Raw genomic sequence first — 14,350 nt, forward strand, 5'->3', positions numbered from 1 at the left:
ATCAGACAGTTGCGATTCCGAATATCGAACAGAGTATTATTTATAAAGTAGGAAACGGTCAAGGAAAGCACCTTGCCGAAGCGCTTTATTAACCCGCCAGCCACTTCCTTCTGGAAAAAATAGCATTAAAAAAGGGCCGCAGCCCTTTTCAGTTCGATTTTACAGGCCCGACTGAACCAGCAGCTCGGCAATCTGCACCGCGTTCAGGGCCGCCCCCTTGCGCAGGTTGTCCGACACTACCCACAGATCGATGCCATTTTCACTGGAAATATCCTCACGAATACGGCTCACGAATACCGCATCCTTGCCCGTCGCCTCGGTCACTGCAGTGGCCCAGCCACCATCGACCGCTTCGTCAACCACTTCAACCCCGGGCGCCATCTGCAGCATTTCACGCACTTCAAGCGCACTGATCTGCTCGCGGGTTTCGATATGCACCGCTTCGCTGTGACCAAAGAACACCGGCACACGCGCACAGGTCGGATTCACGCCGATATCGTCATCTTCCAGGATCTTACGCGTCTCATTGACTATTTTCATTTCTTCGCGCGTATAACCGTTATCGTCAAAACTGTCGATTTGCGGCAGCACGTTGAAGGCCATCTGCTTGGGAAAAATCTGCGCATCGATATCCTGCCCATTGAGCAACAGCGCCGTCTGGCGGGCCAGCTCTTCCACTGCCTTGCGACCGCCACCAGACACCGACTGATAGGTTGCCACATTGATACGACGAATCCCGACACTGCGGTAGATAGGTGCGACCGCAACCAGCATCTGAATCGTTGAACAATTGGGGTTGGCGATAATTCCGCAGTGTTCGTGAATGCGCTGCGGGTTCACTTCAGGCACGATCAGCGGCACTTCTGGCTCTTCGCGAAAGCAGGAACTGTTGTCGATAACCACAGCACCCGCCGCTACCGCCACCGGGGCGAACTCGGCCGCAACATCAGCGCCTGCCGCGAACAGCGCTATCTGCACCTGGGAGAAATCAAAATCGGCAACATTCTTCACCCGACGGGACTTGCCGTTGAAGTAAATCACACCCCCGGCTGAATTATCACTGCCCAGCGGGTACAGGTTTTCGATCGGAAAACCGCGGGACTCCAGCAGCTCGATCATGGCCTCTCCAACAAGGCCGGTCGCCCCGACTACCGCGACGTTATAGGTCTGACTCATCACATCTCCAAAAGCAGGCCAGCCCGAACATGTCGGGCTGGCGAAAAACCCGGCGACAACCACGCTGCGCCAGGTTCAAATGGTGTCACTGCGCCACGGCAGAGATCAGTCGGCCATCAGAATCCGCAGCATGCGGCGCAGCGGCTCGGCCGCGCCCCAGAGCAGCTGATCGCCAACACTGAAAGCATTGAGGTATTCACCACCAAGGTTCATCTTGCGCACACGGCCCACGGGCACCGACAGGGTTCCGGTGACCTTGGCGGGCGTCAGCTCGCTCATGGTCAGCTCGCGATCGTTGGGTACCAGTTTCACCCAGTCGTTGGCATCGGCAATCATGCCCTCGATTTCATCCAGCGGGATGTCCTGCTTCAGCTTGATGGTAAACGCCTGGCTGTGACAGCGCATGGCACCGATACGCACACAGGTACCATCGATGGGAATCGGCTGCGCCGACAGCCCCAGAATCTTGTTGGTTTCGGCAAAACCTTTCCATTCTTCGCGCGTCTGACCGTTGTCCAGCGGGCTGTCGATCCAGGGGATCAGACCACCGGCCAGCGGAACGCCAAAGTTATCGGTGGGCATCTGGCCGCTGCGCAGCGTTTCCGCCACCTTGCGATCCACGTCCAGAATGGCGCTGGAAGGGTGCAACTGATCCGCCACAGAGCCGTGAATGATCCCCATCTGGCTGATCAGTTCACGCATGTGGCGCGCGCCGCCGCCGGATGCAGCCTGGTAGGTCATGGAGGTCAGCCATTCGATCTGGCCGGCCTTGAACAGGCCGCCAAGCCCCATCAGCATCAGCGATACGGTGCAGTTGCCACCGATGAAATTCTTCACGCCACGGCTGAGGCCATCCTGGATAACGTTCAGGTTGACCGGATCCAGCACGATCAGGCTATCAGCATCCATGCGCAGAGAAGATGCCGCATCGATCCAGTAGCCTTTCCAGCCAGCCGCACGCAACCGGGGGAAAATATCCTTGGTGTAGTCGCCACCCTGGCAGGAAATAATCGCATCCATCTGCTTGAGCTCATTAATGTCCTGAGCATCTTTCAGAGCCGGAATGGATTTGCCAATATCCGGGCCGGCTTCGCCGACCTGGGAGGTGGTGAAGAACACAGGCTCATCGATCTGATCGAAATCCCGCTCGTCCCTCATGCGTTGCATCAGCACGGAACCAACCATTCCGCGCCAACCTACAAAACCTACACGTTTCATTCTTTTCCCCACTGATTGGAAAGATAACAAACGACAAAAGCCAGCCTGTGTCAGGCTGGCTTCTTGCTGCCCTGAAAAAGGGACGCCGCTCAGGCGTTCAGCGCACGCAGCACAGCATCACCCATTTCTGAGGTACTGGCCGCCTGCATGCCGGCAGACATGATGTCGGCGGTACGCAAATTCTGATCCAGCACCTTACTCACCGCCGCCTCGATTTTATCCGCAGCTTCAGGCGCCGCCAGAGAGTAGCGTAACATCATAGCGACTGAGAGGATGGTTGCCAACGGGTTGGCGATACCCTGACCGGCAATATCCGGCGCCGAGCCATGACAGGGCTCATACATGCCCTTGCCATTTACGTCCAGGGATGCCGAGGGCAGCATGCCGATGGAACCTGTCAGCATGGCCGCCGCATCCGACAGGATGTCGCCGAACATGTTGCCGGTTACCATGACATCGAACTGCTTGGGCGCACGCACCAGCTGCATGGCGGCGTTATCGACATACATGTGCGACAGCTCGACATCCGGGTATTCGGCCGACAGTTCAATCATGACTTCACGCCACAGCACCGTTACTTCCAGTACATTGGCCTTGTCGACGGAACACAGCCGCTTGTTACGTGCCCGTGCCGCTTCAAATGCCACCCGGCCGATGCGACGGATCTCGTTTTCGTCATAGACGTAAGTATTGAAGCCTTCACGCACGCCGCCGTCCTTGAGGCGCACGCCCCGGGGCTGACCGAAATAAATACCGCCGGTCAGTTCGCGCACGATCAGAATGTCGAGCCCTGCCACCACCTCCGGCTTGAGACTGGAGGCATGGGCCAGCTGCGGATACAGAATGGCCGGGCGCAGATTGCCGAACAGACCCAGCGCAGAGCGAATCCCCAGCAGTCCCTTTTCCGGGCGAATGGCGAAATCCGGGATGGAATCCCATTTAGGGCCACCCACGGCGCCCAGCAGGATCGCATCAGCTGCCCTGGCCGCAGCCAGAGTCTCATCCGGCAATGGCTTGCCTGTCGCATCAATGGCGGCACCGCCGACCAGCTGCTCATCCAGCTCCAGCCCGAGATCGAACTGGCTGTTAACGCAGCTGAGCACCTTGCGCGCTTCGCGCACAATCTCCGGGCCAATACCGTCACCGGGCAGAATCAGAACTTTCTTGCTCATGCGAACTTCCTATTTCGTAGTATCGAACAGCCAGGGCGCTGCCGCAACGCGGCGCGCTTCATAGGCGTGAATATCATCGGCATACTGCAGCGTCAGACCAATATCGTCCAGCCCGTTCAGCAGGCAGTGCCTGCGAAAGCCGTCAACGTTAAATTCGATTTCGCTGCCGTCGGGCTTGCAGACCACTTGACGCTCCAGGTCGATGGCCAGCGCATAGCCTTCGGCTGCCTGCGCTTCGATGAAAAGTTCATCCACCACGGACTCATCCAGCACGATCGGCAGCAGGCCATTCTTGAAGCAGTTATTGTAGAAAATATCGGCAAAACTCGGCGCAATAATGGCGCGAAAGCCGAAGTCTTCCAGCGCCCAGGGCGCATGTTCACGGCTCGAACCGCAACCGAAATTCTTGCGCGCCAGCAATACGCTAGCACCCTTGTAGCGAGGCAGGTTAAGCACAAAGTCCGGGTTCAGCGGACGCTGGCTCGCATCCTGGTCCGGCTGACCTTCATCGAGGTAACGCAGCTCGTCAAACAGGTTGGGGCCAAAGCCGCTGCGCTTGATCGATTTCAAAAACTGCTTGGGGATGATCAGGTCGGTATCGACGTTGGCACGGTCCATCGGTGCGACGATGCCCTGATGCAATCTGAACTTGTTCATAGCGGGTCTCCTTCGCGTTTAGTGTTTGACGAACTCGCGCACGTCCACAAAATGACCGGCGATCGCCGCCGCCGCAGCCATGGCCGGACTGACCAGATGGGTCCTGCCACCAAAGCCCTGGCGCCCTTCGAAGTTGCGATTCGATGTGGATGCACAGTGCTCGCCCGCACCCAGCTTGTCGGGGTTCATGGCCAGGCACATGGAACAGCCAGGCTCACGCCATTCGATACCCGCATCGATAAAGACCTTGTCCAGACCTTCGGCCTCAGCCTGCGCCTTGACCAGACCCGACCCCGGCACCACCAGCGCCTGTTTCAGCGTCGTGGCGACCTTGCGCCCCTTCACCACCGCAGCGGCTTCACGCAGATCTTCAATGCGCGAGTTGGTGCAGGAGCCGATAAACACCCGATCCAGCTGAATCGTGGTGATCGCCTGATCCGCCTGCAGCCCCATGTACTGCAGCGCGCGGCTGTAGCCTTCACGCTTGACGGCATCGGTTTCGGCGTCAGGATTCGGCACCTTGCCACTGACACCGGTGACCATTTCCGGCGATGTGCCCCAGGTCACCTGCGGCTCTATATCAGCCGCATCAACCTGAACCACCGCATCGAACTGCGCATCGGCATCGGAAACCAGATTTTTCCACGCCTCTACCGCCAGATCCCAGTTTGCCCCCTTGGGTGAATAGGGACGTCCCTTGACGTAATCAACGGTGACCTGGTCACAGGCGACCAGACCGACGCGAGCACCGGCCTCGATCGCCATGTTGCAGATCGTCATGCGCCCTTCCATCGAAATGCCGGCCATGGCCGAACCACCAAATTCAATGGCGTAACCGGTGCCGCCCGCGGTGCCAATCACACCAATGACATGCAGTATCACGTCCTTGGCGGTGACGCCTGTGCCCAACTGACCATCAATGCGCACCAGCATGTTATCCATTTTCTTGGTGATCAGGCACTGGGTTGCCAGCACATGCTCAACCTCGGAGGTACCGATACCGTGCGCCAGGGTAGCGAAGGCGCCGTGGGTGGAGGTGTGGGAATCGCCACAGACCACGGTCATGCCGGGCAGGGTCGCGCCCTGCTCCGGGCCGACTACGTGCACAATGCCCTGGCGCAGGTCGTTCATCTTGAATTCGGTGATGCCGAAGGACGCACAGTTGTCATCCAGCGTCTGCACCTGGATGCGCGACACCGGATCAGCAATACCCTGAACGCCGCTGGAGCGCTCCGTTGTCGGCACGTTGTGGTCTGGAGTGGCAAGGTTGGTATCGATACGCCAGGGTGTGCGATTGGCGATGCGCAGGCCCTCAAACGCCTGCGGCGACGTCACTTCGTGCAACAGGTGTCGATCAATATAAATCAGCGCACTGCCATCATCGTTCTGGCGCACAAGGTGGTCTTGCCACAGCTTGTCATACAGCGTTTTACCGGCCATTTTTCGCTCCTCCCAAATCGGCTGACAACTCTCTGCGGGGCTGGCCCGCAGCGACATTTACGCATCCTATGCCAGTGCCTCGCACAAAACAAATTCATTATTTTTATAGTTTGAATTCCAAACTGGAATACATAAACTGACAAGCAGTCTATTGCGAGCATGATCCATGGATACACATACCCTGCAGGCCTTCGTCTGCGTCGCCCAAACCGGCTCTTTTTCCCAGGCCGCAAGCCAGCTGTTTCTTACCCAGTCGGCGATCAGCAAACGCATTTCGCTGCTGGAAGCGCAGCTCGACACCCGCCTGTTCGACCGCATTGGCCGCCATATCAGCCTGACCGAGACCGGACGCGCACTGCTGCCCCGTGCCAACCGGGTCCTGCTGGAACTGGACGACGCCAGACGCATGATCGGCAATCTATCCGGGGAGGTGCAAGGCCCCCTGAGCCTGGCCGCCAGCCACCATATCAGCCTGCACCGCCTGCCGCCGATCCTGAAAGCCTACCGCCAGCGTTACCCCGCCGTAACACTGGAGCTCAAGTTCGATGAGTCAGAGCGGGCCTTTGAGGGCATTCTGAAGGGTGATCTGGAGCTCGCGCTTATCACCCTTTCTCCCAACCCCCATACCAGCATCTGCTCCGAAACCATCTGGCAGGACCCACTTCACTACGTCGTTGCCAAAGAGCACCCGCTGGCCACCAGGACACAACTGTCGCTGCAGGAACTGACACACTACAGCGCCATACTGCCCGGCAGCAGCACCTTTACGCGCCAGCTGGTAACTGAACAGTTTGAACAGCACAATCTGGCACTGCACGTAGGCATGTCCACCAACTACCTGGACACCATTCGCATGATGGTCAGTATTGGTCTTGGCTGGAGTCTGCTGCCGCAGTCACTGATTGCAGACGACCTCAAGGTGCTGGATCTGGGATCGGCCCCCATAGTGCGTCAGCTGGGCTACATCTATCACCGCGACAGAACACTGTCGAATGCCGCCCACCGCTTTGTGGAAATGCTGCGTGCACTGGGCGAAAACGCAACTGCAGAGGTCATCAGATGAGCAGTACTGTATTCTGGCTACATCATTGCTTCATAACGGCCACAGGGCTGTATTAATATGGGCATCCGCAGCACGGCGTCCGGAGACACCTTTTGACCGACGATTTTCGTACACTGATGGAAAAGTGGCTCGAGCAGCAACAGGCCTACTGGGCCCAGCTGTCCGCCAACGATTCCTCAGCGCACGGGGCCTGGGATGGCCTTTTCAAGGGCAGCAAACTCTATGGTGACGATGCCAGCGGCAACAGCCGCCAGGGCACTGAGCCGCAGCAGCGCATTCTGGCCCAGCTCGCCGGCCAGATTCTGGTACTGAACCAGTACGCCGAGCCCTTTTTCAAGGCCCTGCAGAGCCCTTCACACGACGCCGCACTGACGGACAGCATCGAACACTGGCTGCACGCACTGCAGCAGCAGGCCGGCAGCGATGCCACCCAGAGCTGGAAGCTGCCGGATGCGCTCACCAGCCTGCTGCACGCATCAGGCGTGAATGCAGAACAACTGCTCGATGAAGCCGCCCTGGACGCGCTCAGCCGACTTTTTGTCGCGCCTGACATCACCCCCAAAGAGTCAAGAGCCAAGGCACTGGAGGCGCTAAGGCTGCTGCTGGAGTACCAGCAGGCGCTGCAACAGTACCTGAACCAGATAGGCGAGATAGGCCGCCAGGCCGCCGCCGCACTCAGCACCCAGCTATCCCGAGCCGACACGGCCGTCACCTCCCTGGGTACACTGCACGACCTCTGGGTCGAGCACTATGAGCAGACCTATCGCCAGCAGGCCTTTGGCACGACCTTTCAGGCCGCCCACGGGCGCCTGTCCAATGCCCATATGCGGCTGCAGCTGTTTGCCCAGCAGCTGCGAGACGCCCGACTCAAGGCCGCGGGGCTGGCCACCCAGCAGGAATTGCAGCAACTGCGCCGCGAGGCCCACGTGCTGCGCAAGCAAGTACGCCAATTGCAACTACAACAACAGCAGCAAAGTGCCGACGCTACATCCGCAACGCCAGACAACACCGCCGCCATGCAGGCACTGCGAGCCGAACTCGAGGCGCTTCGCAGCGAAATCAGACAGCCGGCCCCGCGGCCAGCAAGCGCCAGGAAACGCAAAGCATGAACGGAATCGATCTGGACGCCGACAGTGCCATCGAAGAAGTACAGGCCTATCGCCGCAAGCTCGTCGTCGGCTGCGAAACCCTGACCGAGATCCGCGCCGTCGAGGTTGGCCCCTCGGCGTCCGAGGTCATCTACCGCCAGGACAAGCTGCGTCTGCTGCACTATGTCAGCGACCAGCCGAAACGCTGCCAGACGCCGCTGCTGATCTGCTATGCCCTGGTCAACAGACCCTACGTGATCGATCTGGATGCCCGCCGCTCCCTGGTACAAAAGCTGCTTGCCCTGGGGATCGACCTGTACCTGATCGACTGGGGTTACCCGGATGCCGGCGACAGCCACCTCGACCTGGATGACTACATCAACGACTACCTTGATAGCTGCGTCGACCAGGTTCGCCAGCGCAGCAGTCAAGACCGCATCAATCTGCTGGGCATCTGCCAGGGTGGCACCTTCAGCCTGTGCTATAGCGCGATCTATCCGCACAAAATCAGAAATCTGATCACCCTGGTGACCCCGGTGGACTTCCACACACCGGACAACCTGCTCAGCCATCTGGCGCAGAAAGTCGATGCAGATCTTGCGGTAGAAACCTACGGCAACATACCCGGCAGCATGCTCAATGACGCCTACAAGTCACTGATGCCCATGCGCCTTGGCATACAGAAACAGCTGCACATGCCCGATCAGCTGCAAAGCCGGGACAAGGCACTCAATTTTCTGCGCATGGAAGAATGGATACACGACAGCCCGGACCAGGCCGGCGAGGCCTTCAGGCAATTCATTCAGGATTTCTTTCAACAGAACAAGTTGATACAGGGCCAGGTAATGATCGGCGACAAGGCCGTCGATCTGCACAACATCCACCAGCCCGTGCTCAATATCTATGGCGAACAGGACCATCTGGTGCCGCCGTCTGCATCCACCGTGCTCGCTGATCTCACCTCGTCCAGCGACTATGAAGCCCTGCCGGTGACCGCCGGCCATATCGGTATTTTCGTGGGCAAACGCGCCCAGAACCTGCTGGCACCCCACATAGCGCAGTGGCTGTTGCAGCGCGACAGCTAAACGCCAGACGCCCGGATACAAAACCGCCGCATTCAAGCGGCGGTTTGATTCTTCAGAGATAGCAATCAGATCAGACGACTGCTGCCTATCGGCTTACTTGCCGGCCTTGCCAGACGTTTCCGGCTGCGGCTTCGCGGTCTCGCCAGCGGCATCAGCATCTTCAGCGGTGCGACCACCCGGCTTGAACATGTTCCACATCGCCATATTCTGATCCGCCAGCCGGTTCATCACCGTCAGCGGATTGGCCACGCCCATCATGTTCTGCATCTGCTCGCGAATGCGATCCTGATGCTCGAGAAAAGCCCCGACACTCTGTTCGATATACTGACTCATCATGCCCTGCATGCTGTCACCGTAAAAACGGATCAGCTGCTGCAATACCTGATTGGTCAGCAGAGTCCCGTGACCTTCAGCTTCCTGCTCCGATATGATTTGCAGCAGGATGTTACGCGTAAGATCGTTACCGGTTTTGGAGTCCTGCACCTGAAACGCCTCACCGCTCAGCACCAGCAGCTTGACGTCTTCCAGTGTCACGTAACAGCTCTTGGACGTATCGTAAAGTCGACGGTTGGTGTACTTTCTTAATATTCGCAAGGCACCCACTCTCTCGTTGCTTTCACTCATTCGCGATCCGACCTCAACATCAGTCAGAAGCTTTCCCGGCTTCCTTAGACGCACCTTTATAGTTAGTCATCATCTTCAGCATCATCTGCTGCAGCGCCTCCATCGAACCCAGACCACTGGTCATGTAGGGCTTGAACAGGGTCAACGGGTCATAACCATCCGCCCCTGCCGCCATACGTTCGCGTATCTGATCGAGCATTTCCTGCTGAAAGCCTGCGATGTCCGGCAGACCCAGTATCCGGCGCATTTCATCCGGCGTCATATCCACATCAATCTTGAAATTCATACTATCCCCGAGATCGATCGACCAAGCTGAATCTATAGTATAACTGCACTGCAATACAAATCTAACGCTCATTTTGCTGCAGTTTTTCCGGACGAATCCAGATTATTGCCAGCACAATCGCCACCGCACTTGCTGCAGCTGCTGCCACGAAGGCAGCCACAGAGCCCTGGGTATCCCAGAGTAAACCCGCCGCCAGCGCCCCTGCGGCACCGCCGGCCCCAAAGCCCAGACTTGAAAACAGCGCCTGCCCCTGCCCCTGGGCCTGTTCGGAAAAATAATGCTGCACCAAACTGATACCCAGCACATGCAGGCAACCAAAGGTTGCGGCATGCAGCACCTGAGCCAGCAACATGAGCGGCAGCCAGTCAGGCACCCAGGCGATCAGCAACCAGCGCAGCACACAGAGCCAGAGGCTGATCAGCATCAGGCTGCGGATGCCAAAGCGACTCATCAGCCGATGCATGACGGCAAACACCAGAATCTCGGCGATAACCCCCAGCGCCCAGAGCAGCCCGATCTCACCACGACTGTAACCCAGACTCTCCAGCAACAGACTGTAGAAGGTGTAATAGGGCCCGTGGCCGAACTGCACCAGAAACACGATACCGTAGAATGCCATCACCTGAGGGCTGCGCAGCGTACGCAGAAAACCTTCACCACCACCGGATGCACGCGCACTCAGCGCAGGCGCGCTGACCAGCAGGCTATTGCACCAGATCAGCAGCATCAGCCCGAGCATGATCCAGGGCAGCCAGTCGACGCCAATCGCATCCAGCGCCCAGCCCAGCACCACCACGGTCAGCACGAAGCCCACCGACCCCCACAACCGCAGCAGACTGTAGCGCGCACGCTGCGCCCCAAGATGACGCAGGGTCACTACCTCGAACTGCGGCAGCACCGCGTTCCAGAAAAACGAGAACGCCAGCATGACCCAGGCAATGCCCACGGCGCTGTCCTGCCAGAAGATCGCCAGGAACACCAGAGCTGTCATGCCACTGCCAAAGCGCACAATCTCAATACGCCGCCCGGTGCGATCCGCCGCCCAGCCCCAGATGTTGGGCGCGATAATGCGCGACCCCTGCACGATGGCCATCAGCATGCCGATGGTACGGGCATCAAACTCTAGACTTTTCAGATACAGCGGCCAGTACGGCACTATGGCGCCGAGCAGCGCAAAATAGAAAAAATAGAAGCCGGACAGTCGCCGGTAAGGAATGGGCTCGGACATCAGTGCCAGGCCTGCATGACGGGGCCTGAGCGGCCCGCTGGAACAAGAGCGTTTAACGACGACCGTGGGCCCTGCTAACCGCAGAACCCACAGCCAGGAACGCTATCAGGCGCCCTTAAGGGCATCAACCACAAACTGCGGCAGAGCAAAGCTGCCGCAATGCATGGCCGGGTTGTAATACCGGGTCTTGATAGCCGATGCCGTGAAGCGCTGCTCAATCAGACTCAGCGGCTGTGACGGCAGGCTGGCGTTGTCCGAACCCCAGGCCAGAGTCATGTTGCCACCGATGTAGGTCGGCACTGCGGCACAGTAGAAGGTCTGATCCTTGAAATAGGGACTCAGGCGACGGCGCGTCGTCAGCACTTCTTCGACCTGCATGTAGGCGACACCATTCTGTGCCACAAAGACACCGCCGTCGTTCAGACAGCGTTTGCAGCCTTCATAGAAAGCGCTGGAAAACAGCACCTCACCAGGGCCGACAGGATCGGTGCAGTCGGAAATAATGACATCGAACTTCTCTTCGGTCTGCTGCACGTACTCGATACCGTCGGCAATCACGATATTGGCACGCGCATCGTCGAAGGCACCCTGAGAGTGATTCGGCAGGTAGGTCTTGCACATGTCGATCACGGCCTGGTCGATCTCGACCTGGGTCACATGCTCAACCTCCTGATGCTTCAGGACTTCGCGCAGAATACCGCCATCGCCACCGCCGATAATCAGCACGCGCCTGGCTGCGCCGTGGGCAAACAGCGGCACATGGGTCAGCATCTCGTGGTAGATGAACTCGTCTTTCTCGGTGGTCTGAATGATGCCGTCCAGCGCCATCACTGTCCCGAACTTCTTGTTGCGGAAAATGATCAGGTGCCAGGAGTCGGTCTGCTGCTCAAACAGCACTTCATCGATCTCAAAGCTCTGGCCATAGCCGTCATACAGTTTTTCGGCGTAATTCGAAGTCATCTCGTTGTAAAACCCTTAAATACGATTGCTGTGGCCGCCGCCGGCGGCCGTTTACTGTAAATAACACCAGACTGGCACTGGCGCGCTGCACTTTAGCGCAAAACAGGTACGCTCGTCGTGACATCCGCGTTCTGCCCGCGGTTACGCAGGTAGTGATCCATCAGCACTATGGCCATCATGGCCTCGGCGATAGGTGTCGCACGGATGCCGACGCAGGGGTCGTGCCGCCCCTTGGTCACGACCTCAATCGCCTCGCCCTGGGCATTAATGCTGCGCCCCGGCAGGCGCAGACTGGAGGTCGGCTTGAGTGCCATATGGGCGATGATGTCCTGGCCGGTGGAAATTCCGCCCAGCACGCCGCCGGCGTGGTTCGACAGGAACCCCTCAGGCGTCATTTCATCGCGATGCTCGGTTCCCTTCTGCTCCACCACGGCAAAGCCATCCCCGATCTCGACGCCCTTGACGGCATTGATACTCATAAGGGCATGGGCCAGATCCGCATCCAGCCGGTCAAAGATCGGCTCGCCCAACCCCACCGGCACATTGCGTGCAACCACGGAAATGCGCGCACCGATGGAGTTACCCTCCTTGCGCAGCTCATCCATGTAAACTTCCATGCGCGCAGCAGCCTCCGCATCCGGGCTGAAAAACGGGTTGCGCGCAACCTCCGCCCAGTCAAAACGCTGCTCATCGATACGAATGGGGCCAAGTTGACTCAGGTAGCCCGCAACCTCAATGCCCTTGCTGGCAAGAAACTTGCGCGCAATACCACCGGCCGCCACACGCATCGCGGTTTCCCGCGCAGAGGAACGACCGCCACCGCGGTAATCGCGAAAGCCGTACTTATGGCTGTAGACATAATCGGCATGGGCCGGACGAAAGGTATCCGCAATATTGGAGTAGTCCTTGGAGCGCTGGTCGGTATTCTCGATCAGCAGCCCGATGGGCGTACCGGTAGTACGGCCCTCGAACACTCCGGACAGAATGCGCACCTGATCAGGTTCGCGCCGCTGGGTGGTATGACGCGACGTACCGGGCTTGCGACGATCAAGGTCACCCTGCAGGTCGGCCTCACACAGCTCGATTCCCGGCGGACAGCCATCCACCACACACCCCAGCGCCGGACCGTGGCTCTCGCCAAAGGTGGACACCGTAAACAGCTTACCGAAACTATTTCCAGACATATGTGTTCCTGTCACAGCAAACCCGGACACCGCGCCGCTGCCGGTTCAGAACCGACAACCCTGGCCGCACCTGGTGATAAATTAAACGTACTCTGCGTCTCCTGGCCTGATAGCAGCCTGTCCGACAGACTGCCAGGCGCAGCAGCCAAAGCCTCAAAACAGATTGCGATACTGGTGCAGGTCTTTGGCCGTGATCGCAAAGACACCGTTGCCGTGTTCCAGCTCAACCCAGATCAGCGGCACCTGGGGAAACTCCTCCATCAGATGCACTTCGCTGTTGCCGACTTCCACCACCAGCAGGCCATCTTCGCGCAAAAACTCGCAGGCCTGGCGCAGAATATTGCGGGTAATGTCCAGCCCGTCTTCGCCGGAGGTCAGCGCCAGTTCCGGCTCATGGCCAAACTCGGCCGGCATGCAAGCATAGTCCGCCGCATCCACATAGGGCGGATTGCTGACGATCAGATCATAGCTGCGTCCCTGCAGCGCGCTGAACAGGTCGCTCTGGATCACATTGACGCGCTCTTCCAGGCCATGGCGGCTGACATTGCGTGCCGCCACTTCCAGCGCCTCGACCGAAACATCCACCAGGTCAACTTCAGCTTCCTCGAAGACGTCGGCACAGCCAATTCCGATGCAGCCACTGCCGGCACACAGATCCAGAATGCGTTCAACGGGCCCGGAACGCAGCCAGGGCGCAAAACGTGCCTGTATCAGCTCGGCTATGGGCGAGCGCGGTATCAGCACGTTCTCGTTGACATAAAATGGCATGCCCAGATACCAGGCCTCACCGATCACGTAAGGCAAAGGCTTGCGCTCTTCCACGCGCTGACGCAGGAATTCCACCACGCGCTTGCGCTCGCCAAACGTCAGGCGTGCGTCCATCACCGCAGGGTTGGTATCCCAGGGCAGATCGATAGCGCCCAGCACCAGTTGAACAGCTTCATCCCACGCATTGTCCGTGCCGTGACCGAAAAATACCTGTTCGCGGCTGAACTGACTCAGACTCCAGCGGACAAAATCACGTATCGTATACAGCTCATTTACAACCTGTTCTTGATCGATGCTCATTCCAAAACCGATAATAGAGGGGAGTTTGTGCCGCACCATAGCGACCACAGCGCTTAGACCCAAAATCCAAAGCGGTGCTCCAAAGGCGCCTATGTTAATGA

The 14,350-nt window shown here is 58.5% G+C and carries 14 protein-coding genes; 3 read left to right on the top strand and 11 right to left on the bottom strand.

Features of this window, described 5'->3' with window-relative positions:
- Window positions 1-159: 159 nt before the first annotated feature.
- From MRS74_RS16880 to leuC, 5 genes are all read right to left on the bottom strand, one after another.
- Entirely contained in the window at window positions 160-1,176 is a 1,017-nt protein-coding gene (locus MRS74_RS16880; RefSeq protein ID WP_254581448.1) for an aspartate-semialdehyde dehydrogenase, read from the bottom strand.
- Between the two features lie 105 nt (window positions 1,177-1,281).
- Window positions 1,282-2,394, bottom strand: coding sequence for an aspartate-semialdehyde dehydrogenase (asd, locus tag MRS74_RS16885; RefSeq protein ID WP_254581449.1), 1,113 nt, complete (start codon window positions 2,392-2,394; stop codon window positions 1,282-1,284).
- A gap of 89 nt (window positions 2,395-2,483) precedes the next feature.
- Complete coding sequence (gene leuB, locus MRS74_RS16890) at window positions 2,484-3,566, bottom strand: 3-isopropylmalate dehydrogenase (protein WP_254581450.1); 1,083 nt, start codon at window positions 3,564-3,566, stop codon at window positions 2,484-2,486.
- 9 nt (window positions 3,567-3,575) lie between these two features.
- On the bottom strand, window positions 3,576-4,223 hold the full coding sequence (gene leuD, locus MRS74_RS16895) for a 3-isopropylmalate dehydratase small subunit (RefSeq protein ID WP_254581451.1): 648 nt from the start codon (window positions 4,221-4,223) through the stop codon (window positions 3,576-3,578).
- An 18-nt stretch (window positions 4,224-4,241) separates the two neighbouring features.
- Window positions 4,242-5,663 carry a 3-isopropylmalate dehydratase large subunit gene (gene leuC, locus MRS74_RS16900; RefSeq protein ID WP_254581452.1) on the bottom strand — a complete coding sequence of 474 codons (1,422 nt, stop codon included), beginning with the start codon at window positions 5,661-5,663 and terminating at the stop codon, window positions 4,242-4,244.
- Window positions 5,664-5,829: 166 nt separating this feature from the next.
- On the opposite strand from leuC, the gene MRS74_RS16905 reads away from it, so the two are divergent.
- The 3 genes from MRS74_RS16905 (at window position 5,830) to phaC (ending at window position 8,899) form a co-directional block, all read left to right on the top strand.
- The gene (locus tag MRS74_RS16905) at window positions 5,830-6,726 is read left to right on the top strand and encodes a LysR family transcriptional regulator (RefSeq protein WP_254581453.1); all 897 of its coding nucleotides are present in this window, start codon (window positions 5,830-5,832) and stop codon (window positions 6,724-6,726) included.
- Window positions 6,727-6,818: 92 nt separating this feature from the next.
- Window positions 6,819-7,835: a poly(R)-hydroxyalkanoic acid synthase subunit PhaE gene (locus MRS74_RS16910; RefSeq protein ID WP_254581454.1), complete on the top strand. Its 1,017-nt coding sequence runs from the start codon at window positions 6,819-6,821 to the stop codon at window positions 7,833-7,835.
- Window positions 7,832-8,899 (top strand): class III poly(R)-hydroxyalkanoic acid synthase subunit PhaC, encoded by a 1,068-nt coding sequence (phaC, locus tag MRS74_RS16915; RefSeq protein ID WP_254581455.1) that lies wholly within the window; start codon window positions 7,832-7,834, stop codon window positions 8,897-8,899. The genes MRS74_RS16910 and phaC overlap by 4 nt, the downstream gene beginning before the upstream one ends.
- Window positions 8,900-8,992: 93 nt before the next feature.
- On the opposite strand, the gene phaR is transcribed toward phaC, so the two are convergent.
- The 6 genes from phaR to prmB form a co-directional block, all read right to left on the bottom strand.
- Window positions 8,993-9,523 (bottom strand): polyhydroxyalkanoate synthesis repressor PhaR, encoded by a 531-nt coding sequence (gene phaR / locus MRS74_RS16920; RefSeq protein ID WP_254581456.1) that lies wholly within the window; start codon window positions 9,521-9,523, stop codon window positions 8,993-8,995.
- Window positions 9,524-9,542: 19 nt separating this feature from the next.
- Complete coding sequence (locus MRS74_RS16925) at window positions 9,543-9,809, bottom strand: DUF6489 family protein (protein ID WP_254581457.1); 267 nt, start codon at window positions 9,807-9,809, stop codon at window positions 9,543-9,545.
- A 61-nt stretch (window positions 9,810-9,870) separates the two neighbouring features.
- Window positions 9,871-11,037, bottom strand: coding sequence for an MFS transporter (locus tag MRS74_RS16930; protein WP_254581458.1), 1,167 nt, complete (start codon window positions 11,035-11,037; stop codon window positions 9,871-9,873).
- A gap of 105 nt (window positions 11,038-11,142) precedes the next feature.
- Complete coding sequence (speE, locus tag MRS74_RS16935) at window positions 11,143-11,997, bottom strand: polyamine aminopropyltransferase (RefSeq protein ID WP_254581459.1); 855 nt, start codon at window positions 11,995-11,997, stop codon at window positions 11,143-11,145.
- 92 nt (window positions 11,998-12,089) lie between these two features.
- On the bottom strand, window positions 12,090-13,181 hold the full coding sequence (gene aroC, locus MRS74_RS16940) for a chorismate synthase (protein WP_254581460.1): 1,092 nt from the start codon (window positions 13,179-13,181) through the stop codon (window positions 12,090-12,092).
- A 153-nt stretch (window positions 13,182-13,334) separates the two neighbouring features.
- Complete coding sequence (prmB, locus tag MRS74_RS16945; RefSeq protein WP_254581461.1) at window positions 13,335-14,249, bottom strand: 50S ribosomal protein L3 N(5)-glutamine methyltransferase; 915 nt, start codon at window positions 14,247-14,249, stop codon at window positions 13,335-13,337.
- Window positions 14,250-14,350 lie beyond the last annotated feature (101 nt).

Origin of the sequence: Marinobacterium sedimentorum (assembly GCF_024267675.1) — a bacterium.
Lineage (GTDB): Bacteria > Pseudomonadota > Gammaproteobacteria > Pseudomonadales > Balneatricaceae > Marinobacterium_A > Marinobacterium_A sedimentorum.

Coding starts and splice junctions, on each gene's coding strand:
- MRS74_RS16880 (WP_254581448.1), bottom strand. CDS start 1,176: ATGAGTCAGACCTATAACGTCGCGGTAGTCGGGGCGACCGGCCTTGTT.
- asd (WP_254581449.1), bottom strand. CDS start 2,394: ATGAAACGTGTAGGTTTTGTAGGTTGGCGCGGAATGGTTGGTTCCGTG.
- leuB (WP_254581450.1), bottom strand. CDS start 3,566: ATGAGCAAGAAAGTTCTGATTCTGCCCGGTGACGGTATTGGCCCGGAG.
- leuD (WP_254581451.1), bottom strand. CDS start 4,223: ATGAACAAGTTCAGATTGCATCAGGGCATCGTCGCACCGATGGACCGT.
- leuC (WP_254581452.1), bottom strand. CDS start 5,663: ATGGCCGGTAAAACGCTGTATGACAAGCTGTGGCAAGACCACCTTGTG.
- MRS74_RS16905 (WP_254581453.1), top strand. CDS start 5,830: ATGGATACACATACCCTGCAGGCCTTCGTCTGCGTCGCCCAAACCGGC.
- phaC (WP_254581455.1), top strand. CDS start 7,832: ATGAACGGAATCGATCTGGACGCCGACAGTGCCATCGAAGAAGTACAG.
- phaR (WP_254581456.1), bottom strand. CDS start 9,523: ATGAGTGAAAGCAACGAGAGAGTGGGTGCCTTGCGAATATTAAGAAAG.
- MRS74_RS16925 (WP_254581457.1), bottom strand. CDS start 9,809: ATGAATTTCAAGATTGATGTGGATATGACGCCGGATGAAATGCGCCGG.
- MRS74_RS16930 (WP_254581458.1), bottom strand. CDS start 11,037: ATGTCCGAGCCCATTCCTTACCGGCGACTGTCCGGCTTCTATTTTTTC.
- speE (WP_254581459.1), bottom strand. CDS start 11,997: ATGACTTCGAATTACGCCGAAAAACTGTATGACGGCTATGGCCAGAGC.
- aroC (WP_254581460.1), bottom strand. CDS start 13,181: ATGTCTGGAAATAGTTTCGGTAAGCTGTTTACGGTGTCCACCTTTGGC.
- prmB (WP_254581461.1), bottom strand. CDS start 14,249: ATGAGCATCGATCAAGAACAGGTTGTAAATGAGCTGTATACGATACGT.